The sequence below is a fragment of the Bacillus paranthracis genome (assembly GCF_024296885.1).
Classification (GTDB): Bacteria; Bacillota; Bacilli; order Bacillales; family Bacillaceae_G; genus Bacillus_A; species Bacillus_A paranthracis.
On the sequence record NZ_CP101135.1, the window covers coordinates 3697437 to 3722314 of the forward strand.

General features: G+C 36.1%; 26 protein-coding genes. 4 read left to right on the top strand and 22 right to left on the bottom strand.

Annotated elements, in window-relative coordinates; all coding sequences use genetic code 11:
- Window positions 1–86: 86 nt before the first annotated feature.
- From murD to panE, 9 genes are all read right to left on the bottom strand, one after another.
- Complete coding sequence (gene murD, locus NLJ82_RS18960; protein WP_000860122.1) at window positions 87–1439, bottom strand: UDP-N-acetylmuramoyl-L-alanine--D-glutamate ligase; 1353 nt, start codon at window positions 1437–1439, stop codon at window positions 87–89.
- A complete protein-coding gene (mraY, locus tag NLJ82_RS18965) occupies window positions 1440–2414 on the bottom strand; it encodes a phospho-N-acetylmuramoyl-pentapeptide-transferase (RefSeq protein ID WP_000893058.1) in 975 nt (324 codons plus the stop codon). It abuts the gene before it with no gap.
- Window positions 2415–2436: 22 nt separating this feature from the next.
- Entirely contained in the window at window positions 2437–3912 is a 1476-nt protein-coding gene (gene murE, locus NLJ82_RS18970; RefSeq protein ID WP_000766299.1) for a UDP-N-acetylmuramoyl-L-alanyl-D-glutamate--2,6-diaminopimelate ligase, read from the bottom strand.
- A 208-nt stretch (window positions 3913–4120) separates the two neighbouring features.
- The gene (locus NLJ82_RS18975; protein ID WP_001266227.1) at window positions 4121–6037 is read right to left on the bottom strand and encodes a stage V sporulation protein D; all 1917 of its coding nucleotides are present in this window, start codon (window positions 6035–6037) and stop codon (window positions 4121–4123) included.
- Window positions 6038–6118: 81 nt separating this feature from the next.
- Complete coding sequence (locus NLJ82_RS18980) at window positions 6119–8269, bottom strand: penicillin-binding protein (protein WP_012644572.1); 2151 nt, start codon at window positions 8267–8269, stop codon at window positions 6119–6121.
- A 21-nt stretch (window positions 8270–8290) separates the two neighbouring features.
- Complete coding sequence (gene ftsL / locus NLJ82_RS18985; RefSeq protein ID WP_000067081.1) at window positions 8291–8653, bottom strand: cell division protein FtsL; 363 nt, start codon at window positions 8651–8653, stop codon at window positions 8291–8293.
- Between the two features lie 15 nt (window positions 8654–8668).
- Entirely contained in the window at window positions 8669–9601 is a 933-nt protein-coding gene (rsmH, locus tag NLJ82_RS18990) for a 16S rRNA (cytosine(1402)-N(4))-methyltransferase RsmH (protein WP_000481789.1), read from the bottom strand.
- 368 nt (window positions 9602–9969) lie between these two features.
- Window positions 9970–11586 carry a bacillithiol biosynthesis cysteine-adding enzyme BshC gene (gene bshC, locus NLJ82_RS18995; protein ID WP_000403033.1) on the bottom strand — a complete coding sequence of 539 codons (1617 nt, stop codon included), beginning with the start codon at window positions 11584–11586 and terminating at the stop codon, window positions 9970–9972.
- A gap of 79 nt (window positions 11587–11665) precedes the next feature.
- Window positions 11666–12556: a 2-dehydropantoate 2-reductase gene (gene panE / locus NLJ82_RS19000; RefSeq protein WP_254754581.1), complete on the bottom strand. Its 891-nt coding sequence runs from the start codon at window positions 12554–12556 to the stop codon at window positions 11666–11668.
- 293 nt (window positions 12557–12849) lie between these two features.
- On the opposite strand from panE, the gene NLJ82_RS19005 reads away from it, so the two are divergent.
- Window positions 12850–13323, top strand: coding sequence for an N-acetyltransferase (locus NLJ82_RS19005; RefSeq protein WP_000506707.1), 474 nt, complete (start codon window positions 12850–12852; stop codon window positions 13321–13323).
- 34 nt (window positions 13324–13357) lie between these two features.
- Here NLJ82_RS19005 and NLJ82_RS19010 read toward each other — a convergent pair whose 3' ends face one another.
- The 3 genes from NLJ82_RS19010 to NLJ82_RS19020 all read right to left on the bottom strand — a co-directional run bounded on the left by NLJ82_RS19010 (window position 13358) and on the right by NLJ82_RS19020 (window position 14729).
- Window positions 13358–13864: an RsfA family transcriptional regulator gene (locus NLJ82_RS19010; RefSeq protein ID WP_000246478.1), complete on the bottom strand. Its 507-nt coding sequence runs from the start codon at window positions 13862–13864 to the stop codon at window positions 13358–13360.
- Window positions 13865–13993: 129 nt separating this feature from the next.
- Window positions 13994–14167: a 50S ribosomal protein L32 gene (rpmF, locus tag NLJ82_RS19015; RefSeq protein WP_001984764.1), complete on the bottom strand. Its 174-nt coding sequence runs from the start codon at window positions 14165–14167 to the stop codon at window positions 13994–13996.
- 61 nt (window positions 14168–14228) lie between these two features.
- Window positions 14229–14729, bottom strand: coding sequence for a YceD family protein (locus NLJ82_RS19020; RefSeq protein WP_000872145.1), 501 nt, complete (start codon window positions 14727–14729; stop codon window positions 14229–14231).
- Between the two features lie 153 nt (window positions 14730–14882).
- Between NLJ82_RS19020 and NLJ82_RS19025 the strand changes: the two genes are divergently transcribed.
- Window positions 14883–16124 (top strand): nucleotidyltransferase, encoded by a 1242-nt coding sequence (locus NLJ82_RS19025; protein WP_163170607.1) that lies wholly within the window; start codon window positions 14883–14885, stop codon window positions 16122–16124.
- A gap of 28 nt (window positions 16125–16152) precedes the next feature.
- On the opposite strand, the gene NLJ82_RS19030 is transcribed toward NLJ82_RS19025, so the two are convergent.
- Window positions 16153–17175, bottom strand: a complete 1023-nt coding sequence (locus NLJ82_RS19030; protein WP_000476302.1) for a SepM family pheromone-processing serine protease — start codon at window positions 17173–17175, stop codon at window positions 16153–16155.
- Window positions 17168–17959 (bottom strand): patatin-like phospholipase family protein, encoded by a 792-nt coding sequence (locus NLJ82_RS19035; RefSeq protein ID WP_000662598.1) that lies wholly within the window; start codon window positions 17957–17959, stop codon window positions 17168–17170. The genes NLJ82_RS19030 and NLJ82_RS19035 overlap by 8 nt, the downstream gene beginning before the upstream one ends.
- A 113-nt stretch (window positions 17960–18072) precedes the next feature.
- Here NLJ82_RS19035 and ylbJ point away from each other — a divergent pair, with 113 nt between their 5' ends.
- The gene (ylbJ, locus tag NLJ82_RS19040) at window positions 18073–19302 is read left to right on the top strand and encodes a sporulation integral membrane protein YlbJ (protein ID WP_000273097.1); all 1230 of its coding nucleotides are present in this window, start codon (window positions 18073–18075) and stop codon (window positions 19300–19302) included.
- Here the strand turns inward: ylbJ and coaD are convergent.
- Window positions 19294–19785 (bottom strand): pantetheine-phosphate adenylyltransferase, encoded by a 492-nt coding sequence (gene coaD, locus NLJ82_RS19045; RefSeq protein ID WP_000200598.1) that lies wholly within the window; start codon window positions 19783–19785, stop codon window positions 19294–19296. The two genes, ylbJ and coaD, sit on opposite strands and share 9 nt — an antisense overlap.
- Complete coding sequence (gene rsmD / locus NLJ82_RS19050) at window positions 19782–20348, bottom strand: 16S rRNA (guanine(966)-N(2))-methyltransferase RsmD (RefSeq protein WP_001266987.1); 567 nt, start codon at window positions 20346–20348, stop codon at window positions 19782–19784. The genes coaD and rsmD overlap by 4 nt, the downstream gene beginning before the upstream one ends.
- A 503-nt stretch (window positions 20349–20851) precedes the next feature.
- Between rsmD and NLJ82_RS19055 the strand changes: the two genes are divergently transcribed.
- Entirely contained in the window at window positions 20852–21241 is a 390-nt protein-coding gene (locus tag NLJ82_RS19055) for a DUF7147 family protein (RefSeq protein ID WP_000616011.1), read from the top strand.
- 54 nt (window positions 21242–21295) lie between these two features.
- Here NLJ82_RS19055 and NLJ82_RS19060 read toward each other — a convergent pair whose 3' ends face one another.
- The 6 genes from NLJ82_RS19060 to NLJ82_RS19085 form a co-directional block, all read right to left on the bottom strand.
- Complete coding sequence (locus NLJ82_RS19060; protein ID WP_002080814.1) at window positions 21296–21562, bottom strand: YlbG family protein; 267 nt, start codon at window positions 21560–21562, stop codon at window positions 21296–21298.
- Window positions 21563–21688: 126 nt separating this feature from the next.
- A complete protein-coding gene (locus NLJ82_RS19065) occupies window positions 21689–22141 on the bottom strand; it encodes a YlbF/YmcA family competence regulator (protein ID WP_000634351.1) in 453 nt (150 codons plus the stop codon).
- Window positions 22142–22256: 115 nt separating this feature from the next.
- Window positions 22257–22829 carry a histidine phosphatase family protein gene (locus NLJ82_RS19070; protein ID WP_001998138.1) on the bottom strand — a complete coding sequence of 191 codons (573 nt, stop codon included), beginning with the start codon at window positions 22827–22829 and terminating at the stop codon, window positions 22257–22259.
- Window positions 22830–22911: 82 nt separating this feature from the next.
- The gene (locus NLJ82_RS19075; RefSeq protein WP_001200990.1) at window positions 22912–23157 is read right to left on the bottom strand and encodes a YlbE-like family protein; all 246 of its coding nucleotides are present in this window, start codon (window positions 23155–23157) and stop codon (window positions 22912–22914) included.
- 11 nt (window positions 23158–23168) lie between these two features.
- Window positions 23169–23618 carry a YlbD family protein gene (locus NLJ82_RS19080; protein WP_001143326.1) on the bottom strand — a complete coding sequence of 150 codons (450 nt, stop codon included), beginning with the start codon at window positions 23616–23618 and terminating at the stop codon, window positions 23169–23171.
- A 141-nt stretch (window positions 23619–23759) separates the two neighbouring features.
- A complete protein-coding gene (locus tag NLJ82_RS19085; protein WP_000735391.1) occupies window positions 23760–24794 on the bottom strand; it encodes a CAP domain-containing protein in 1035 nt (344 codons plus the stop codon).
- Between the last annotated feature and the right edge of the window lie 84 nt (window positions 24795–24878).

Genomic DNA, 24878 nt, shown 5'->3' on the forward strand with positions numbered 1-24878 from the left:
CATAAACACCACCTCTTTAGGCAGAAACTTTTGCCCTATGTAACAAAACATCAGTAGGTGTTAGCCTACTGATGTTTTGATTTACTTTATATAAGTTTATGCACAGCTTGTATAAAAATGTCTCCTCTTTCTTCAAATGTTTTAAATTGATCCCAGCTTGCACATGCTGGAGAAAGAAGAATTACATCGCCATCTGTAGAATGAGCATAAGCTTTCACTACAGCTTCATCTAAAGTATCGACACTTTCAATTGTATCTAATCCCGCTTTTTCTGCAGCTCTTACTAATTTTGGAGCTGTTTGTCCAAATGTTACAATCGCTTTAACATTTTTGAAATACGGAATTAAATCATCGAATTCATTTCCACGATCCAGCCCACCTGCTAATAACACAGTCGGTTGTGTAAACGCAGATAAAGCTTTCTCTGTCGCTAACATATTCGTTGCTTTTGAGTCATTATAAAACTTACGGTTGTTTATAGTTGTTACGTATTCTAAACGATGTTTTACACCTGTAAAACGTTTTAAAACTGCCGTAATCGCTTCATTAGAAACACCCAATAATTTTGCGATACTCATCGCTGCTAAAATATTTTCTAAATTATGTTGACCAGGTAAAACGATATCGCCTACTTCAACAACTTTTTCACCTTTAAAATAAAGAGCATTATCTTTTATACACGCACCATCTTCAATTTCTTTCGTTGTTGAGAACAGTACTTTTTGACCTTTACTATAAGCAGATAAAGCCATCACATCTGCATCATCTGCATTTATTACACTATAATCATTTTCTGTTTGGTTTTTAAAAATATTCGCTTTTGCTAAACCATATTCTTTTTTCGTCCCGTGATAATCTAAGTGGGCCTCAAATAAATTTAAAAACGCAGCAATTTTAGGTTGGAACAATTCTACTCCCATCAATTGGAACGATGAAAGCTCTGTAACTACAACTTCATTTTCTTTTGCATCCTGTGCTACTTCACACGCAACAGTTCCAATGTTCCCTGCAATTACGGGATGCTTTTGTCCTTCTTTTAGCATTTCAAATGTAAGCATTGTCGTCGTCGTTTTACCGTTAGACCCCGTAATCCCAACAAATGGTGCTTCTGAAATACGATATGCTAATTCAACTTCCGTAACAATTGGAATTTGCTTTTCTTTCGCAGCAACTAATATTGGATTAGAATACGGGATTCCTGGATTTTTTACTACAAGAGAAATATTTCTCTCTAATAATTCTAAAGGATGACCACCGCATACAACATCCATTCCTTTTGCTTGTAATTCTGCAGCAAGTACATTCTCTGCTAAAGGTTTTCCGTCATTTACAATAACATTTGCCCCTAACTTTTGTAACAATGTAGCTGCTGCATAACCACTTTTTGCAATGCCTAATACAAGAATATTCTTATTTTGAAATTCAGTTACAGTTTTCAATTACATCCACACCCCGATATAAATTCCTAACACAGCTAATAAAAATCCTACAGACCAAAACGTCACAACAACACGCCATTCTGACCAACCACATAATTCATAATGATGGTGTAATGGACTCATTTTAAAGACACGTTTTCCTGTTGTTTTAAACGAAATAACCTGAATAATAACCGATAAAGTTTCCATTACGAATACTCCGCCAATGATTACAAGTAGCAATTCTTGTTTTAATAAAATTGCTACAGCTGCAATGGCTCCACCTAAAGCTAATGAACCTGTATCTCCCATAAACACTTTTGCTGGATTCGCATTGAATACTAAAAATCCAAGTACAGCTCCTACAACTGCCATACAGAATATCGCTACTCCAAATTGCTCTTGTGCCACAGCAATAATACTAAATGCTCCAAATGCGATAGCAGCTGTTCCTGATAATAAACCATCTAAACCGTCAGTTAAGTTAACTGCATTTGATCCACCAATAAGCATAAATAGTACAAGTACAAAATACGCCCAACCTAATTCAAACTTAACATCCGTTCCCGGAATCATGATGTACGTGTGGAACGCTTGCCCTTTTCCAATTAAAAAGAACGCAATAGCAATAACAAGCTGACCTACTAATTTTTGTTTTGATGTTAAACCAAGATTTCTCTTCTTAACTACCTTTATGTAGTCATCTAAAAATCCAATCAATCCGTAACCAAATGTCACTAATAGTAATAACGATACCTCTGCACCTAAATGATTAAACTTAATCGCCATAATAAGTGAAGTTACCATCATAGATACGTATATGACGATACCACCCATTGTCGGTGTCCCTGATTTTTTTTGATGTGATTTTGGTCCCTCATCACGAATACTCTGTCCGAACTTTAATTTTCTTAAAAATGGAATAAACAATGGCGAAAGGGCAACAGAAATTAAGAATGCTACCCCAGCCGTTACTAATAAACCTTGCTCAAGCACATGTAGTCCTCCTCTCACGTTGTTACTCTTCGTTGTTTAAACGCTCTGTAATTGCTTCTTTAGCGATTTCACGATCGTCAAAATGATGAACATCTTTACCAATAATTTGATATGTTTCATGACCCTTACCAGCAATAATGATGATATCTTCAGCTTTTGCGTTAGCAATTGCATGGTATATCGCTTCTTTTCTATCAATAATTACTTCATAATTTTTTCCATTTGCACCATGTACCATATCATCTAAAATAGCTCCTGGCTCTTCACTTCTTGGATTATCTGAAGTGTAAATGGCGTGAGTTGCATATCGTGTTGCAACACTTGCCATGATTGGTCTCTTCGTTCTATCTCTATCACCGCCACAACCGACGATACAATATACGTCACCTTTTGCAAACTGTTTTGCTGTTTTCAATACATTTTCTAAGCTATCTGGTGTATGTGCATAATCAACAATAACTGTATAATTTTGTCCACCATCAACTACTTCAAAACGTCCTGGAACTCCAGCTAGTTCCTTTATTACATCAATGATTGTTTCTAAACTTACACCAGAAACAAGTCCTGCCGCTGTCGCAGCTAGTACGTTATATACATTAAATTTCCCAATTAATTTCATCGTAACATTTACACTCTCATACGGTGTTACAAGCGTAAATGTAGTTCCACCACTTGTCATAACGATATCTTTTGCCATAACATCACTTGTTGTATCAATTCCATACGTTACAACAGTTGCTGCAGTACTTCTCATATATTCCGCTGTTACAGCATCATCGTTATTCAATACCGCGTATTTTTCACGATTATGATTATAACTATTGCCAAGTTGCGCAAATAGCAACCCTTTTGCATGTTTATATTCTTCCATCGTTTTATGATAGTCTAAATGATCTTGTGTTAAATTTGTAAACACTGCTACATCGTAATCACATCCGTGTACACGGCCAAGATCTAAAGCATGTGACGAAACTTCCATTACTGTGCTATCCACACCGTGTTCAACCATTTTTGCAAACGTCTGTTGAAGTGTTAGTGCATCTGGTGTTGTATTTTTCACCTCAAATGTTTCATCACCGATTTTCATATTAATCGTTCCAATTAGCCCCGTTTTATGACCATGTGCGCGCATAATCTCATCCATAATATGCGATGTTGTTGTCTTTCCATTTGTACCTGTAATACCGATTAAATGTAACTTGTGTGTTGGTTGACCATAAAAATAATCAGCTAAAACCGCTAACGAACGAAAAGTATTTTTCACAAGTACAACTGGAACGTCAACATCAATTGGTCTTTCCGCAACAATAGCAGCCGCTCCTTGTGCCGCTGCTTGCTTAGCAAAATCATGGCTATCAACCGTATATCCTTTCATACATACAAATAAGCTTCCTTCTTTCACTTTACGTGAATCAGCTTCTATAGATGTGATTTCTGGATTTTCTTTTGGAACAACTGGAAAATCATGCAAACATGATACAAGTGTATGCAACTTCATTTCACTAAACCCTCTCTACATTGTGTATTTATCTCTTTTATTAATAAGCAACACGTTACCTCCTAATTATGTAAAATAGGAGGTAAGTGCTACTGTGTCTAATAAATAGACCTATTTATAACCGAGACTCTTGCGGTCTCAAATTAAGTAACTCTTCTATAAAGAACTCACTTCCACCAATTGTACCATAAAACGTACTAGGTTACCTTTAATTCCCGAAGTAAATTCTAATTTTTGAGCCTTCTTTCACTTTAGCTCCTGCTTCTGGGGACTGTTTAATGACTTTCTCTCCATCTCCGCTTATATCAAGCTTCAAATCAACGAGTTGCGTCTGTAAGTCTTTCTTTTTCATACCAATTAAATTCGGAACTTCCACAGTTGGTGTATCGCCCCATTTATATTCTCTCTCAACTTGTTCTTTTCTCGGTTTCACTCCCATAACAGGAAGTGCATCCCGCAGAATATTCCCAACAATTGGAGCTGCTACTACTCCACCAAATTGCGTTACACCTTTCGGATTATCAACAGCAACATATACAACAATTTCTGGATCATCTGCTGGAGCAAAACCGATAAAAGATACGATATAATTATTCTCTAAATATTTACCATCTTTCACTTTTTGGGCCGTACCTGTTTTTCCGCCTACACGATACCCATCAATAAAAGCACCTTTACCAGATCCCTTTGCTACAACATTCTCTAATGCATACCGAACTTTTTCTGAAGTTTCCTTGGAAATAACTTTTCTTTTTTCCACAGGTGTCTTTTTACTTACAACTTGATTGTTTTTCGGATCAATAAATTCTTTAGCTATATACGGTTGATACAATGTTCCACCGTTTACAGCTGCTGCTACCGCCGCCACTTGTTGAATTGGCGTAACAGAAACACCTTGACCGAATGAAGTTGTTGCTTGCTCGACTGGACCGACTTTGTCTAAATTAAATAAAATCCCACTACCTTCACCTTGCAGGTCAATTCCGGTTTTTTGTCCAAAACCAAAATTACGAATGTATTTAAACAATCGGTCTTTACCAAGACGATCACCCAGTTCGATAAATCCTGGGTTACAAGAGTTTTGAACTACTTCTAAAAACGTTTGGCTACCGTGGCCTCCTGCTTTCCAGCATTTCAATCTTGCTCCACCAACTTCAGCTGCTCCATCATCATAAAACGTATCTTTCTCTAAGTCTACTAAATTTTCATTCAAAGCTGCGGCTAACGTAATGATTTTAAATGTTGAACCAGGTTCATACGTACTCCATACTGGTAAATTTCTATTGTACACTTCTGGAGAAACACTTTGAAAATCTGCCGGATCAAAACTCGGCCGACTCGACATACCTAAAATTTCACCATTTTTCGGATTCATCGCAATCGCAATCATACCATCTGGATTATATGTCGACTCTGCAATATTCATTTCTCTTTCCATAATTCTATTAATACGTGCATCAATTGTTAAACCTAAATTCAAACCAGCTTCTGGTTTTTTGAAATCATCACCAACATTAGGCATCCTTTGCCCTTTTGCATCTGCAAAAAAGCGCACATGACCTTCATCACCATTCAGCTCTTTATCATAATACTTTTCTAGTCCCATAAGACCTTGGTTATCACTACCTGCAAACCCTAATACGTGTGATAAAAAGTTGCCAAATGGATAGTACCGGATAGAGTCCTCTGCGATATAAACACCTTTCAAACTTAATCCTCTTACCTCTTTCGCCTTATCATGTGATATTTTCCTTCCGCCTTTATCTAACCTTACAATTGATTCTTTTTTTGTAATCCTCTTATAAATCTCATCTTTTTCCACACCTAATACTGCAGCTAACTTCTCTGCAGTCTCTGCTGGTTTTTCAATTTGCCTCGGTACAACAAAGACAGTTGGAGCACTTTTATTCGTGGCAAGTTCCACACCATTTCGGTCTAAAATTTTTCCACGTTCAGGTTCAAAAGTAATATTACGACTCCATGAATCTTTCGCACGATCCGTTAACATATTCCCAAGAAAAAATTGCACATATCCAAGACGAATATCGATGATAGTGAAAATAAGTATACCTGATATGAGTATAAAAATAAGTCGTTTTCTAACTGTTACATTTGATACACGCATATTGGAACAAGCCTCCCTTACGCCTAGCTTGTTCCAATATATGCTTGTACTTATTTAATTAGAACTTCTTCTCTTTTACCATTACGGCTTTTCTGCTTCTTGTTGTGGTTCAAGTGGCGGTACAAGTGTTACACCTAACTCTGTACCAGGTTGCAACAATGTTCCTTCTGGCACACTTTGTTCAGTTACGTATCCGGTACCAGTAGGTTTTAAGTTAAGCTTTAATGTTTTTGCTAAATTCATAACATCACGAAGTGCCCAGCCTTGTATATTTGGCATTGTAGGTTGATCTCCCACTAAGAACACTCGGTCACCCTTCAATGTTTGTTCAGTCGCTTTCGGTACTTGTTGCTGTACTTTCCCTTCACCTAATACGATTGGGCGAAGTTTTGCTTTATCAATAGCTTTTTTCGCTTCTTCCATCGTTTTTCCCGTTACATCTGGAACAGCAGTTTGCTGCTCTTTCACATATTTCTTCGGATCTTTCACTTCATTAGGCTTAATCTTTAAATACTCTAAACTATTCTTCGTTACATATTTAAAAATATCAGCTAAAGGTTGTGCACCACTCTCATCATCTTTCAACTTCGGTTTTTTAACAGCTACATATACAACAAGTTGCGGATCATCCATAGGTGCCATACCTAAGAACGAGAATATATAATTCTCTCTTCCTGTCATATAGCCACCTTTTCCATCCGGAATTTGCGCTGTTCCTGTTTTACCACCAACTGAATATCCATCGACTTTATAAGCAGTTCCTGTTCCTTTCGGTGATGTAACAACACGTTCTAATAACTGCCTTACTTGCGCTGCTGTCTCTTTTGTAACCGGTTTGCCCACTTCTTCTGGCTTATGTTCTAATTTTACTTCCCCTGTTATCGGATCTACAATTTTATCAATTGTATAAGGTTTCATCATTTTCCCATCGTTCGCAATAGCAGTTGCAGCTTGTACAAGCTGAATTGGTGTTACAGTAGAACCTTGTCCAAAAGCTGTCGTTACTTGCTGTATTTGCTGATCGAATAAAATGGTATTTGAACCTTCATCAGGTAAATCAATATTCGTTTTTTCATCTAATCCGAAAGCATGGATATATTTCCGGAAACGGTCTGGACCAAGTTTTTGATCACCTAAAATAGCAAACGCTACATTGGAAGAGCGCTCTACCCCTTCATCAAATGTGATAGATCCCCATCCAGCACCGCCATTATGATCTTTTATTTTGCGGTTCCCGACTTGATATGTACCAGACTGATAATAATCTTGTCCCTTATACACACCTTCATTAATAGCTGCTGCTAGCGTGAAAATTTTCATTGTTGATCCAGGTTCAAATGCATTTGCAATTGCATCATTATAATAATACTCATTAATTTCCTGGTTCGGATCATAACTAGGTTTACTAGACATCGCTAATATTTTCCCTGTTTTTGGATCCGCAACAATTCCTATTAAGCTTTCCGGTTCATAATGTTTACTCGCTTCTTTCATCGCGTCTTCTAAATAACTTTGAATACGTTGGTCAAGCGTTAAATAAACATTATCACCATTTTTAGGTGCCTTTACATTCACTTTTCCACCGTCAAGAGATACTCCTTTACGGTCACCTGTATAAGCTACTTTTCCATTAGCAGCACCTAAATACTTATCCAAACTCTTTTCTAAACCAAATCGTCCTACAGCAATTCCTTTATCATCAGGTTTCGCGTAACCTACAACATAAGATGCGAAATCACCATTTGGATACACTCTTGCATTTTCTGTAATAAAAGATATGCCTGGCAATTTCAATGCTTCGATTTGTTCCTTCTGTTCCTTCGTCAAGCCCTTACCTAAATTCCCAAATTCTACTTGACTTCTACCTTCTTTATTTAACGTATCTAAAATCTTCTTTTCATCTTTTCCGAGTACGCCCGCAATTTTCTTGGCGGTATCCTCTTTATCCTCAACCGGCTTCGCACCTTTTAGTTCCGCTACAAGTTTATAAGAGTTTGCATCTTGCGCTAACACATGACCGTTTTGATCATAAATCGTCCCGCGATTTGCTTCGAGAACTCCTGTTTTACTATGTTTTTGCTGAGCGAGTTTATCCAAATCCTGATTATGCACTGTTCCTGTCGCTTGTATGTAAAAAAATCGGGCTAATAACAGCAAAAAGAGCAGGAGGAATAAAATCATAAAATACCCTGCTCCCTTATTGGTATGAAATTTAGTCATGTTTCTCTTCATTTTCCCTTCACACCTATTGCCTTATTTGAGGCCTTTCACATTATTCGCATTAATTTCTAGCCCGTGTTTTTTTGCAACTTCAGCGATTCGTTCATAACGACTTAACTTCTCTACTTCAGCCTGTAACTCTTGATTTTCTTTTTGCTGCTGTACAATTTTTTGTTCTATTGTCGCAGCTTCTACATTAACCTGATAAAGGCCTGCTTTATTTCCAATAAATGCTACACAGGCATACAATAAAAAGCCAATAAACGCTACATACAACAGTTTTTCGATTCTTGTAATCTTCGCTTTAGCTTTTGGCTGAACCATCTGCTGTGGGGGCGTTTGAATCTGAACCTCTTCTTGCGCTTGTTGCTTGTACTTTACAGCTAAGTTACTCATACCTCTCTCCCCTTTTTATCGTTTTTCAGCGATTCTCAATTTCGCAGAACGCGCTCGATTATTTTCTTCTAACTCTATATCAGAAGGTAAAATCGGTTTTCTTGTAATAAGCTTTAATTTTGGCTTAAATTCATCAGGAATAATTGGTAATCCTGGTGGCAATTGTGGCGTTGTACTATTTCGCTTAAACGTCGTTTTACAAATACGGTCTTCTAAAGAATGGAATGTTATAACGCTAACTCTTCCGCCTGGCTTGACCATCTCAATTGCAGATTCCAACGCTTCTTCAAATACTTTCAATTCATCATTTACCGCAATACGGATCGCTTGGAACACTCGCTTCGCAGGATGTCCACCCGTTCTACGAGCAGGAGCTGGAATACCCTCTTTAATTAGTTCTACTAATTCCCCTGTCGTTTCAATAGCTTTATTCTCACGATACGCTTCAATTTTTCTTGCTATTTGTTTTGAAAATTTCTCTTCGCCATACTGGAAGAAAATTCTTACAAGTTGTTCATATGACCAACTATTTACAACATCATAGGCTGTTAATGGGGCATCTTGATCCATTCGCATATCTAACGGTGCATCATGATGGTAACTAAAGCCACGCTCTGGTGTATCTAATTGCGGGGATGAAACACCTAAATCAAATAAAATACCGTCTACTTCTGTTATACCTAATTCCTGTAGTTTTTCAGATAGGTAACGGAAATTACTCTTTACTGTTATGAACTGCTCACCGTATGAAGAGAATTTTTCTTTCGCATTTTGAATTGCTATCTCATCTTGATCAAACGCGATTAATCTTCCGCCTTCAGTTAATTGGGATAATAAATAAGAACTATGTCCTCCTCCCCCCAGTGTACAATCTACATATGTACCACCTGGCTTTATATCTAAGCCATCTACTGTTTCCTTCAAAAGCACTGTTACGTGATTAAACATTGTTGCACCTACTCTTTTTCCAATTAATTATGTTGAATGTATCTCCTCCTCTAAACGCATATTTCACGACTAGAGAACGAAATACTATGAAAGAACGACTCATTTAACTTGCCTACAAAGGCAGCATACTATACAAATCGCTATTTTCTTTTATTATATACTAAATTTTATCATCTTTTGCGGGAATTTAAATAAAAAACTGTCGAAAAAGATAATAATACGTTTACATTTTGTGCTATTTTGTCATATATTTAAGTATCCTGCATAATTACGATATTAGCTTTTTTAAAATTAATAATTCAGAAAAATTTCACTTCACAGTAAATTCAACGGGATAAAAATAAAATCCTGCTCCTAAGAGCAAGATTTTATAGTTTTATAACATGATGTTTTCCATTCCAAGAAAACGGTTTTTCCATTACACGATCAACGAAATCTAAACCGAACTGATTTAAATAGTAACATACATTCCACACACGCTCTTGTGGCGCTCCCAATGGACGGATTGCAAATTGTATACGACGGAATTTATTTAGTTCCACTTCATGTTTTTTCTCAATATTTCTTTTCAACATTCTTTCCAACAGTTCAATTTGTTCATTAATTTTGAACTCATTTTTCCCTGCAAACGAACTTAATCCAGGATCTATTTTCTTCACAAACTGTTGTAATGACTTATGAATATCAATTATTTCTTTTTTCGCCTCTACAAATCGTTCATCTATCGGTTCCTCTATTTGATTAGATAGCCAGTTTTCACGCAACTTATCTACGTTATTTAAAAACGGGTCACTCTCTTGCAATTGTAAATCGTGTAAATCTGTCGCTATATCCCTCTCAATATAAGTAATTGTAATACGAGGAACGACAGGCGGCATTCGGAAACCGATAGTATGGAAGACTTGTTGTAATTCACTCCAGTAAGCTAATTCCCCTGGACCTCCAATAAACGCCAACGTAGGAAATACATACTCTTGCATAAGAGGGCGCGTTACAACATTATTACTAAAGCGCTCTGGGCTTCTTTCCATCTCTTCAATCAATTCCTCATATGAAAAGGAATACGTCCCATCCTTCCCAACAAACTTCCCTTGATTGTCTTCAAGCAACACTCGCTCATTATCAATTTCCATGAATATATGTACTGCATTAGACTTTGTTTCAATAATTGGCTTATATCCTAATTCTTTAATTACTTCCTGTTGGTTATGAAGCCCCTCTTGCACTTCTTTATACTTACTTACAATTTGTTTAAAAAACGGCACTTCTAATTTTCTTAATTCAGGATGATGCGAATCGACAAGAATTAAACCAGAATTTATGAACATTTTCATAATAAGGTGACCAAAGAAATCTACATACGTATTCGATTTCCCTAAAGAATCATCAATAAATCGCAGTACATCCTTTGTAAAATTCGTTTCAGGGTATGTTTTAAAAATTTCTTCAATCCACTTTCTACAGTCTTCCAAAGAAAGCTCAGATTCTGAAGCACTCGCCTTTTTCGGATTACGATCATGAAAAATAGTCTTTTTTATTTTTTTATTCTTCGTTACAAAAGTATGATTAATTTCATCCATATCATGGTCTTCACCAGCAATCCAGAAAACAGGAACAACTTTAACGCCTAAACTTTCTTCCTTTTCCTTCGCAAGCTGTAAAACTGAAATAATTTTATGAATCGTATAAAGTGGCCCAGTTAATAACCCAGCTTGTTGTCCAGCTATAACAACATATGTATCTTCATCTTCAAGCGCTTTTACATTTTGAATTGTAGCTTCTCCCGCTTGTAATTTTGTATTATATTCTAATAAATGCGCTACTAAATCTTGGCGGAAAAACTCCCTCTCACGCAAATCTTGTACACGCTGTTTAAAAGCATCTTCTGTTAACATATAATCAAAACACGACTGTATCTCTTTTTCACCGTTCATATAGTCCGCTACAACACCTTGTTGCGGAACAGAGATTTCTTTTATCTCCATATAATTCTTCCTTTCGTATCCTGTTCTCTCACCAATCCACATTGTAGTCAATGTTTCACGTAAAAGCAAAGAATTACACTTATACTTTTACTTCTAACCCTTTTATTGCATCGAACAAAAATTGAAGTGTCGGAACGGATCGTTGCTGTTTCATAGCTTCTTCTAATACATATCCAACAATCGCACCAATCTCTGTTTGTCTATTCGCCCTTACATCTGCCAGCATAGATGATGTATTATGAGATGTTCTTTCACATACATGACGTACCATTTCCCATACCATTTCTTTTTCTTCTTTAACGAGAAAAACGACTTCCTGGAATACTTGCTCCATCATCTGATAAAAAAACGGGTTCGTGATCAATTCTCCATTCTTGACCTGTAATAATGCCGTCAATGGATTGATACATACATTCACTACTAATTTTTTGTGCATAACATCCTTCCAATTATCTTCTATTCGAATTGGAAAATGCGGAAAAGGAAAGCAATTAAATATTTTTTCAAAATGTATAGACCGACCGCGCACGATTCCAAACTTCGTTACACCTATCCCTGTATGATAAACGATATGTCTTTCTTCTTTTTTCGCACCATGCTCTACAATTCCAACTGCAATATTTTCATTCTCTATTTTCTGCATAGCATGAAGGTGTGACATTCCGTTTTGCAAAAAGACTACTGAGGATTTCCCTCGCACAAAAGGTAGTATGTCAGTTATATGATATTGCTTAACAGCAATAAATATATAATCTAGCTGCTGGTCTAGCATACTTTCTATTGGTAATACTGGCGGGAATACCGTTTCACGTTTCCCCTCCCTAATACAAGTTACACCCGTTATATTTAATTCGTCAGCCTGCTTAGCTGTCCTTGTAAACAACGTAACATCTTGATTACTTTTTTGTAAATAAAATGTATACAATAGACCAATAGCTCCCGGTCCCACAACTCCAATTTTCATTTTCACACAAGGAACTCATTTGAGCACGATACATAAGTCCCTTTTTCCCCTCCTCTTTTATTCCGCGAACCCCCGATTCATACGGAATCATAATTAACTAAAGATGATCAAATGCCACCTCTTCTTTCAATATGTATATACTACTTATTACTATGCTTCTACTCTTAGTTTAGCAAATCCTCAAAAAAATAATAAAAGAAATACACTATCATCTTCATAAAAATAAAAAAATGAGTTATAATATTATTATAAATATTTTCACTTTTCTGCATTCATTGAGACAAAAAGGATGTGATGTTATGGGATTCCCAAAAGTTGAGCGCTTGCTCATCAATTATAAAACATTAGACGAGTTTAAAAAATTTAAAGGCTGCGGAGCTCAAGAACTATCCATGTTAGAAGAATTACAAGCAAACATTATTGAAAACAATAGTGAATCTCCATTTTACGGTATTTATTACGGCGGATCACTCATTGCACGTATGAGTCTATACATGAAAAGGAACGGCGGGGAACCATTCGAAATTACAGGTACTTACCTAGAACTTTATAAACTTGAAGTATTACCAACTTTCCAAAAACAAGGATTCGGAGAAATGCTTGTAAATTATGCGAAGGGACTGCAGTTCCCAATTAAAACGATCGCACGTATCCATTCAGCTGGTTTTTGGGATAAATTAAATTTCCAACCTGTGTCAGTACCTGATGGTGATTTTTACGTTTGGCACCCAGAAACAAATTTGAATGCGGTTACAAATGAAGAGTCTGCATAAGAAATAAAAAAACAGCTACATAGCAGCTGTTTTTTTATTTCTTTAACTTCTCTAATTTCCCATTCGAACGAGCGCTATTTCTTTCCGCTACCATTACACTTCTTTTTTGATCGATATAATCAAGCAATGTTCTATATTCTTCCTCATATACTGATAATCGCTCCAACAGGCTCTCTTTCTCTGTTTGTAACGATTCAATTTGCTGTTGCAACACCACTAAAGAGTTTTCATCTTTATAATTTTGCAAGAAATCAATAACATCATTCAATGTAATTGACGTAGGTTCTAATACCTTCGTCTCTTTCACTTCATAATTTTCCACTTTACGCAGTTGCTTCGCTTCTTCAATACGTTCTTTGTATTGCTTTCTAACGTAAGAATTCCATCTAAAGCCACATGCTGCTGGTGTACGAGATAAATGTCTTCCCACTTCTTTAAAGGCAGATAATTGCGTTCCACCTTCTCGAATATGCCGGAGTACTACTTCTGCCAGAAGCAAATCTTCATCATCAGTCCAAGCATCTTGTCTTGTTGTCGCCATCTCTCTAGTCCTCCCTATGCATTTTTTATTAAACATATGCAGTTACTAGAAAAGATAGAATACAACAAATGAAGAATAAGACAAAAAAAATAAACGTAGAAGATATCTTCTACGTTTATTTTCCCGCAATTACTTGCTAATTACTTCTTTACCTTTGTAAGTACCGCATGCTTTACATACACGGTGAGCTAATTTCGCTTCACCACAGCTTGGGCACTCTACCATACCAGGTACTGATAATTTGAAATGCGTACGACGCTTTCTTTTTACTGTTTTAGAAGTTCTTCTAAAAGGTACAGCCATTCTTCCCACCTCCTTAAAAGAAATAGTTATTTTCATATGAAGGCCTGAACCAGTCTTCCGATTATTTGTCAAAAAACTTTGCAAGTCCTGCCAATCTTGGATCAACAGGCTTTTCTTTGTCTTCTTCCGAAATCACTTGCCAGTCTTGACCTTGCGTCGGTGCTCCACCAGAAACATCATCACTGAAAATTTGCATTGGAATCTCCAAAAGTATATTTTCCTTGATTACGGGCAGTAAGTCAAGTACTTCTCCTTCTAAACAATGAATTTCAGCTTCAGTTTCAAATTCTTCTTGTGAAGTTTGGAACACCTCAGTTGTTTTAATGTCAAATGGTAATGTCACATCTACTAAAGAGCGAGAACATGGTAAAACCATGCTTCCAGTTATATGTAGATGGAACGTAAACTTACCGGAGCCAAAATCAACTCTTCCTGTTACGTGAACAGGATTAATTTCACGAATATCTTTCTCGACCTCTTTTAGCTCACTTACATCTACCATCTCATCCAATGTCAATCCTTTATTTCTCAATTTATTCAATTGATGGATGGACCATTTCATATCATATCACCTCAAGGCAACAAACAAAATTATAGCTAGCCATTTTATATTTGTCAATGTTTTTTCTTTACACTATAATGAAGTCATCATAGTAAATAATATATAGAGTATCACGTTTTTCAAAAAGATGCTACATCGAAAGGAGAGATTACCATAAAAGCCAGTGGTATTGTTGTTGAATATAACCCTTTTCATAACGGTCATGCTTATCATGTGCAACAAACAAAAAAGTTAACACACTCTGATATTACAATCGCTGTTATGAGTGGCCCTTTTTTACAACGTGGTGAGCCAGCACTCGTATCCAAATGGTATCGTACCAAAATGGCCTTAGCATGCGGTGTAGACCTCGTTGTAGAGCTTCCTTATGCCTTTTCAACGCAAAAGGCCGAAACCTTTGCAAATGGCGCTATTTCTATTTTAAACGCCCTACACGTTTCTGAAATTTGTTTCGGCAGTGAAGATGGACAAATCGAAAATTTTTATAACACCATCTCTGTGCAGAAAAATGAAGAAGAGACTTTTAATCGTCTTGTAAAGCAATTTATGAACGCAGGTAATAGTTACGCAAAAGCTACATCTGAAGCTTTCCTACACATTTTATCTTCTGAAAAAAATATAGACATGTCACAACCAAATAACATTTTAGGCTTCCAATACATAAAAGCAATTCTAATGCAAAATAGTTCTATGCAAGCACAAACGATAAAAAGGTTCGCATCTCATTATCATGATGAAACATTTAACGACCAACATATTGCAAGCGCAACAAGTATTCGCAAACAACTTTTTAGTGAAAATAGTTCCTTTAAAGAAATTGAGCCTTTCATCCCAAAAGCGACTGCTTCTCTTTTAGCAAGTTATAAACAAAACTACGGGACATTACATAATTGGGAACAATACTTTTCATTTTTTAAATACAAACTTATGACAATGTCTCCAGAAGACTTACGACATATATATGAAATTGAGGAAGGTTTAGAGCATCGTATTTTATCAAAAATACAAACCAGTTCCTCCTTCCATTCATTCATGGAAGCGTTAAAAACGAAACGTTATACGTGGACTAGATTACAAAGAGCTTGTACACATATTTTAACAAATACAACAAAAGAAGAAATACATTGCGCAAATATAGAGCAACATGCACCATACATTCGTCTATTAGGCATGTCACAAAAAGGACAAACGTACCTTTCAAAAAACAAGAAAAAAATAGAGCTTCCAATCCTTACCCATACAAAAACATTTGACCATCCTACTTTACACATAGAGCAAAAAGCCAATTCTGTATATTTCTCCATCATACAAGAACCATTACGAACACAACTACTAAAACAAGATGCAACACATCACCCAATTCGTTACGATGAAACAACTGCAAAATTCCTATAAAAAAATCTCTCTTTTCAGAGAGATTTTTTTATTTCTTGCCCATTTTTTCCAAATACATTAATGCATCATCCAACGTATCAACTGGCACAATTTTCATTTTCGTTTTAATATCTTTCGCAGCCTCAAGTGCATCTTTATAATTCGATTTCTCCGCACCTTTTTCATTTGGTGCAAAGAACACTTCAGCACCAGCATCACTTGCAGCAACCACTTTTTGCTGAATACCACCAATCGGGCCAACTTCTCCCTTTTCATTGATCGTCCCTGTTCCAGCTATTTCATGCCCTCTTGTTAAATCATCTTCCACCAGTTGATTATATATTTCTAATGTAAACATTAGGCCTGCCGATGGTCCGCCTATTTCATGAGAGTCAATTTTCACTTTCGGATCTACCACTAATTCTCTTTCCGTAACGATAGAAACACCTATACCAACACGTCCATTTCCATTCGGAATAGTCTTTACATTTAAATTTTCTTTTAACTGTTTCCCATCCCTCTTGTACTCAATATTTACTGTATCTCCTTCTTTTTTCCCTGTCATATATTCAATAAATTGTTCTGTCTTTTCAAATGTTTTTCCGTCGACGGCAATGATAACATCTCCAAGTTTAAGCTTTCCTTCTGAAGGCATCCCTTTCGCTACACCAGCAACCAACACACCTTTATTTTCAAAAGAAACAGTACGATTTGCACGTTTATAGGCATTATAAATCGCTGCATTTTGCGAATCTTTCATTGCATAATTTTGGCGAAATTGATATTCTTCATCACTTTCACCTTTTTGCAATATTTCTTCCGCTTTTGAAATATGTGTATATTTATTAAACTGTGCCGCTATTAAATTCACTACATTTGCCGGTCCCATTGAAACCGTAACAAGCATAAAATCACCAGATTCTTTTGTTCCCCCTTCAACTTGAACATAAGGCTCTAATTTGGCAGCCATTCCTGGTTTCGTTACATAATACGGCAGGCGTACATAAACAAGTAACATTGCCAATATAACCCCTATTAAAATTGCATATATAAACCGAAAACGCTTAAACATTATGTTTCTCCTTCCACTGCTCAATTAATAAATGAATATTTGCAACATGCTTTTCCGCTTCTACCTCTCCAACTCGAATAATGTCTTCAATGTTTGTAAAAGCCCGGGAACTAAATTGTTCTACAGCTGGGCGCATCATTAAATCAGATGCAATTTGCCGATTTATCACAAGCTCATGTTGCATAATTTCAATACTCTGCATAATTACATCATAAATAGACGTAACCTCTCCATTTACTTTAATCGGGGATACATCAACAGCAATGACAATATCGGCACCTAACTCTTTCACAACCGATACTGGGATGCGATCAATCACTCCGCCATCTACCAATAATCGTCCATCTATTTTCTCTGGCACAAACACTCCAGGTACAGAAATACTCGCTCTCACCGCCTCTGCAACTGGACCACTTGTAAAAACAACTTTTTCCCCCTTTAAGATATCAGTAGCCACAACAGCCGTCGGGATATCTAATTCTTCTAAATTTTTATTATATGTAAACATTTTAATCATATCTTTGACACGTTTTCCAGAAATAAATCCCATTTTCGGAACCGTAAAATCTAAATAATATTTCCTCTTAAAAACATTTGCCAGTTTATACAGTCTTTCAACGTTTGAACTAGCCGCATAAAATGTACCTACTAAAGCCCCCATACTACTTCCTGCAATCATATGAATCGGTATATCATTTTCCCTTAAAACCTTTATAACACCAATATGAGCAAAACCTTTTGCGCCCCCAGATCCAAGAGCTAAGCCAATTTTCGGTTCTTTCACTTTTCTCACCCTTTAATTTTTTTCGTTCCTTTTTCATACTTATGGTCTAAATTCACTACGTATCCACGTATACTGAAATGAACGTTTTTTGGGACAAAGGGGGATTTACTTACATGTATGAAAAATGGAAAACGGCTTTCCTTACCATATCAACACTTTTTTTAACCTTTTCTCTTGTACTCCACCCCCAAGCTGCTTTACAAGCTTCCATTCGAGGGTTAAATATATGGTGGGAAGTTGTATTCCCTTCACTTTTACCGTTTTTCATCATTGCCGAACTTCTCATTAGTATTGGTGTTGTAAAATTTATAGGCGTTATATTAGAACCACTTATGCGACCACTTTTCCGCGTTCCAGGAATAGGCGGATTTGTTTGGGCAATGGGAATGGCTTCAGGCTTTCCCGCTGGCGCCAAATTAAGCGCTAGACTGCGCAAAAGCAATCAGCTAACACAAATTGAAGCAGAGCGCCTCGTATCTTTTACAAACTCATCCAATCCACTTTTTATTTTTGGCGCTGTTTCTATCGGTTTTTTCAATAATCCGAAATTAGGAATCGTATTAGCTGCTGCACATTATGTAAGTAATTTTGCTGTCGGGTTACTGATGCGTTTTTATGGCAATAACAACCGTTCCACGCATGATAAACATGTTACTAAAAAACACCCTTTTCAAAACCCTTTTTCAATTCTACATGAGACACGTATGCAAGAAAAAAGACCAATAGGAAAATTACTTGGGGACGCTATCGTTTCTTCTATTCAAACGCTACTTATGATTGGTGGATTTATTATTTTATTCTCTGTTTTAAATAAAATGATTACTGTATTTCATATTACAGCAGCCCTTTCTTTTATTATGCAACATATTTTATCATTCTTCCAACTAACTACTGAATTTAGTATCCCAATATTATCTGGCATGTTTGAAATGACACTTGGAAGCCAAATGATTAGTCAAATAACTGAAACACCCCTCCTGCAGCAAGCTATGGTAACAAGCTTTATTTTAGCATTTAGCGGCCTTTCTATTCAGGCACAAGTCGCTAGCATATTAGCTGAAACAGACATTCGATTTAAGCCCTATTTTTTCGCACGAATTATCCAAAGTATTCTTGCCCCTATTTTTACTTTTATATTTTGGAAACCATTTTATGAAAAAGTAAGCTCTTTTTCACCTATGCAAAAAGATATCCCTGTCTTTTTATCGAATCATTCTTCTATTCTGCATGAATTTTGGACATCTTTTATACACTACGGACCGATATTTACATTATTTTGCTTATATGTATATGTCATCTTATTATTTTTTCGGAGCAACAAAGAAAAACCCCGTTCACTTTAACGGGGTTTGAAACTTTTCTTTTAAAGCACGTTCTACAACAGGAGGTACAAGATCTACTACACTTCCTCCATATCTCGCAACTTCTTTCACAATGCTCGAGCTTAAAAATGAGTATTGATTGTTTGTCATAATAAAAAAGGTTTCAATGTTTTCATCTAACTTTCGATTCATAGAAGTAATTTGCATTTCATATTCAAAATCAGAAACTGCGCGTAATCCACGTAAAATCGCGTTCGCATTACGCATTTTTGCATACTCAACTAGTAGTCCACTATGTGAATCTACTTTGACATTAGGAATATCCTTTGTTGCTTCTCGAATTAAATCTAAACGCTCTTCCACTGAAAAGAACGGTTTTTTTGACGAGTTGTTTAAAACTACTACGTATACCTCGTCAAATACTTTTGCTCCCCTTTTAATAATATCCAGATGCCCAAGGGTAATTGGATCAAAACTGCCCGAAGAAATAGCTATACTTGTCATTCCGTCCCCTCACCTTCATACTTATAAATCGATATCGCTGTAATGCCATAATTTTCAGCTCGTACTTTTACAAGTCTTCCTATAGCCTCAGGTAAAACTACATCATTACCATGCTCCGCCATAATTAAACCATCGTTATGTAGCAATCCATGTTGATCCATTACACTAATTAAAGATACAATTTTTTGATCTTTATATGGAGGATCAATTAATATAAGATCAAATGATATTTCACGTTTTATAAGTGCTTTTATCGCACGTTCTGCATCATTCCGATATACTTCAGCTTGTTCCTGTATTCTACAACTTTCTAAATTTTGATGGATTACCTTTATCGCTTTATTGTCTCGATCAACAAAAATCGCTTTATCAATCCCTCTACTTATAGCTTCGATTCCAAGACCACCGCTACCACCAAATAAATCAAGAGCGACACCCCCATCAAAATAAGGGCCTATCATATTAAAAATGGATTCTTTTACTTTATCAGTCGTTGGACGTGTTGTATTACCTGGCACCGCTTTAAGTGGGTGTCCTTTACATTTTCCTGAAACTACTCTCATCTGTTGTCACTACCTTTATTTCAATCTATCGAGCAATTATAGAAAGCCCTTCTCCATTCGGTAACCGCTACCAAACTTTACGATTCCATTCATCTTCCAACGAAGACTAGAAGAACTTAGCTTAAAATAACCGCTCTGCATTTTTATGTATTCATCTCACCATTCGCTAACACGAACTATTCGTTTCACTTTATCTTTTTTATCCTATCATAAAATAAAAAAAAGAAAAATAAAAAGCCCAACATAAAATTTAATTTCATCATGTATATCTTCATTTAGATTGGACATAAATAACTATAACAACATCACCTTCGATGTTGTTGCCAACCGCGGAGAAGACTTACGTTTCCCCATAAGTTCTTCCTCCGGTTTCTCCTCTCCCTTTGCCTTCTTACTAGTACATGCTAGTATAAGAAGGGCCCTGCTTTGCAGGGTTTTTTTTCTTTGTCTACTTTTCATTTAAAAAGTGAGATGGTACAGTAAAAGAAAGAGGAGGAAAAGATATGATTCAACGCTTTATAGAACTCGGAGAGGGCTACTCTGATTTATATGAATTACTTGAAATTGCCAAAGCAAATCAAGAACGTATAACACATATGTTACAATTTGAAACAATTAAAAATGAAAAAAAAGTGTGCTCACTTGTTGTAATATTAAAACCAACTACTACTGGTGATTTCCAACCATTATACATATGTCGTGAAGGCATTCCTGTACTTGAAAATAAAAAAAGTAAACGCGTCATTTTATTTGAAGAAACGGCAGAACAACTTGGAAAAAAAGTGACTACCTTTACGGTAAAACCATCCACAACTTTCCCAGAAAAAGAACTGTTTTTCAATCATTTAATTGGTATTTTACGAATGAATAATTTTATTCCTCCAATGAAATAATGTGTTATTTCAAATAAAAAATCCCCTGTTAAAATTAGCAGGGGATTTTTTCTATTAGCTATAATCGTATTCTTTTGCCCGATCAGGACGTGAATTTTCAAATTCCGTTTTTAAATACGGGCGGTACGACTGTTCTATCTTTTTCACAAAAGGAAGTTTGTTCAACTTTTGCATCATATGCTCAATTTGTTCCATATCACAATATACTACTGCATATTTTAAACGTTTTGATATGTAATGTATGTTACCATATTTTCTTAAAATCTTGGCATGTTTCAATGAATGTAAATAAACAATCATACTTTGTCGTTGCCCGAACATAATCTTCTCCATCTTCTCCTTTTAAAAACATATATTTTATATTTTATGAAAACCAATCAGAAATTTATGACATTACAGGACAAACTCTGTATACGTTTTCTTCTACCTTCTAAAAAACGGGGTGATTTACCCCGTTTTTTTACAACCGCAACCTCCGCCGGTACCACAACCGCCACCACAGCCACCAGCATCAAAAAATGGATTTCCTGTTGGAACTTTGATGGAAGAGGACACCTCAGAACCGATTGCTACACTAACTTCATCTAACAACTTTTGTAAAGCCGTTTCTACTCGTTTAAAAGCTGCAATCTTATCATGTAAATCTACAGAACGCTTCAATTCCCTCATTTTCGTCGAAACGAAAGTATAGTCAGGATGATATTTACCGAAACGTTGCACTTCCTCATATCGTTCTTTCATCGCTGTAAATTGCTGAATTAACGTCTGAACTTCCATATCTTCATGCAAGTCTTTATAACATTTACGGTAATCTTCTGCTATATCTGAACAGATGATCGCTTTTGCAAGCTGCTCTGCCTTATCTAATATTAATACGCTTTCTAGCGTCGCTACAATCATGAGAGACACCTCCGAGTATTTATCATACCACATTTAGAATAGAACTACTAATTGAAGTGTCTCACTAAACAGAAAGATATCATTCTAACTATTTTTTAATAATTTCAGTACACATTTATACATTAATATGTTCCGCGATGTTGTATTTAACAACATCCCACTTCCCACTATTTTCATTCACATAACTAATACATGCGTTTTTTAACGGTGTCTTAAACGAAATATCTTCCGGAGCAATTGCATGTAAAATTGCTTTTATCGCATGAGAATGGGCTACAATAATAATACGTTTGCCAGAATGAGTTTCTGCAACATCTTTTACCGCAGCAAAACAACGAGCTACAATTTCTTCATCTTGCTCCATACCTTCTACTTTACCTTCTGCAATTAATTCCCTAACAGTCGCAACTGGCTTCCCAGAAGCTTCACCAAAATTACGTTCAACAAATCGCTCATCTAATAAAATTGATTGTAATCCAGTTGCCTCTGCAATTTCCTTAGCTGTTTCTTGCGCTCTAATTAATGGGCTACTTATAATTATATCCCATGCCTCCGCTTGCAAAGCAGCTGCACTTTGACTCGCTTGCTTCTTCCCCACTTCATTAAGCGGAATATCTTCACGTCCCTGAATAATCTCTTGAAAATTCCAATCAGTTTGTCCATGTCGTACTAAACAAATTTCCGTCATGCTCATGCTGCAACTCCTTTTTAAATAATCCGCTTCTATTGTATCAAAAGTTCTGCATGACGGACATAGTTTTCCCTTCCAATTATGTTGCATTTTGCTGCTTCATATACTGAAACATATCAATCATAATGGAAGCAACTGCCAATTGATTTTGAAATTTCTCAACTTTATCTGGTATCGTTTTTTTGAAATGTTGCATAGCTGCTAACTCAAATGCCTCTTTTTCTTCAGGGTTTCGCGTTAGTTTTCTATACCAGTAAGGTTGCTCCCTAATATAGCGAGATAAATCCTCATCAGCCTTTATAAACTCCATAATTTCTGCTCTCATCCGCTTTCCTCCTAATCCTTCTGAAAGAAAAATGGATTATTTTCGGAAGTACTCTCTTCTTGCTGCGTGCGTTTTCCTTGAAATTGTTGAAAAACTTGTTGCACACTCCCAATAGCACTCGTCACATTGGCTAAATGATGTTGCATTTGTTCCACGTCTAACTTTTTAAAGAAAGAAAGCATTTGTCCCATCACATCAGCAGTTTTTTCCTCTTCAGTTCGAGTATCCTTTTCTTTTCCATTTTCTTTTTTCTTTTCTTTTACCGAAGAAAAAGCAGGCGCTCCATCCGGTCTAAAAGTTGCCCATATTGGATCTTCTTCACCAAGTAAGTACCATTCCTCATAAAACTGTTGCCAAGTTTTATGACCACTTCGAACTTCATGAAGCATTTTAGGGTGATGGTTTACAAACTCTTTAAACTGTTGAACCGATGGATGTAACGGTCCTTTTGTTGTCGGCATAATCCTCACCTCTTCATGTATATCTACTATATAATAAGAAAAAAAAGGCGCATGGTTCGCCTATTTTTAGACGATTCATGCACCTTTTTATCCTACTATTTGCATAGGGGAAGATTCCCATCCACAATTTACAGTTTCATTTTATTTCCGAATAAAATTTTGTGTATAAAACTTATCGTATACGCCAACACCTAATCCTGTAAATTGTTCATTCAATAAATTCTTTCGATGTCCCTCACTATTTAACCAACCTTGCAATGCCGCAACCCCATCACTATGTTGCGCCGCTATGTTCTCACCGGCAAGTTGAAATCCTACTTTCCCGCGCTGTAAACGATCTCCTAACGTACCTAATGTAGGTGAATCGTGTGAAAAGTAATTATTATCCTTCATATCTTTACTATGACCGATTGCCACCTCTGCCGTTTGTTGGTCCCACGCTAATAACGGTAAATTATGACGACTTCGAATAATATTTGTTAAATCAAAAATTTGTTGCATATTCCCATTCTCTATTTGTTTCATTTTATCTGGAGTTAATGGTTGTTCTGCTAATAATTCACCCGAATAAACGAGCTGATACGGTCTTTGACGCAATAACGTTTCGTCATCCATATAACGAACACCGACAAGCTCATGCGTAAAATGATCAAAATATAATTGTGCCCAACCATCTTCTACTGGTACTAATGGTTGTTCCATCACTTCGGTATCAGATAACTCAAATTGATAACTATTCTTTCCTCTTTTTAACGAAATCTCATGAGAAAGTGGATTCTTTTTATACACATCTTCATACTTTTCATTTATATAATAAGGTGGCACCTTAACTTGCTCACCAGCGACATACGCCGTTACAATTTTACGTTCAGCAACCCCAAATTGAACATACTGAGCTAAATCTTGATTGTATACCCACCATTCATATCCATAAGCAGATGGTTCTATTCGAGAAGGTTCGCCCCATTTTGCTAATAAATTTTCAGAGTCCCCACCAATCATATTTAAAACCGTATCGGAAGAGTCTTCATTTACTTGTTTTTTCTTTTTCACAATTTTATTTTCTTGCTTTGATTGAGATGGGGTTAATATATATTGTGAAACGAGTAATTTCCCGTATAAATCAACAGCTAAAATTAAAATTGTAATCATTACGATACGCAATAATTTCTTCAATCGATATACCTCCTGCACAAAACATAAAATTGAGATATACACAAATCCTTTTCTTTCCTTTTTTTGTGTGTACCGTACTCTTTT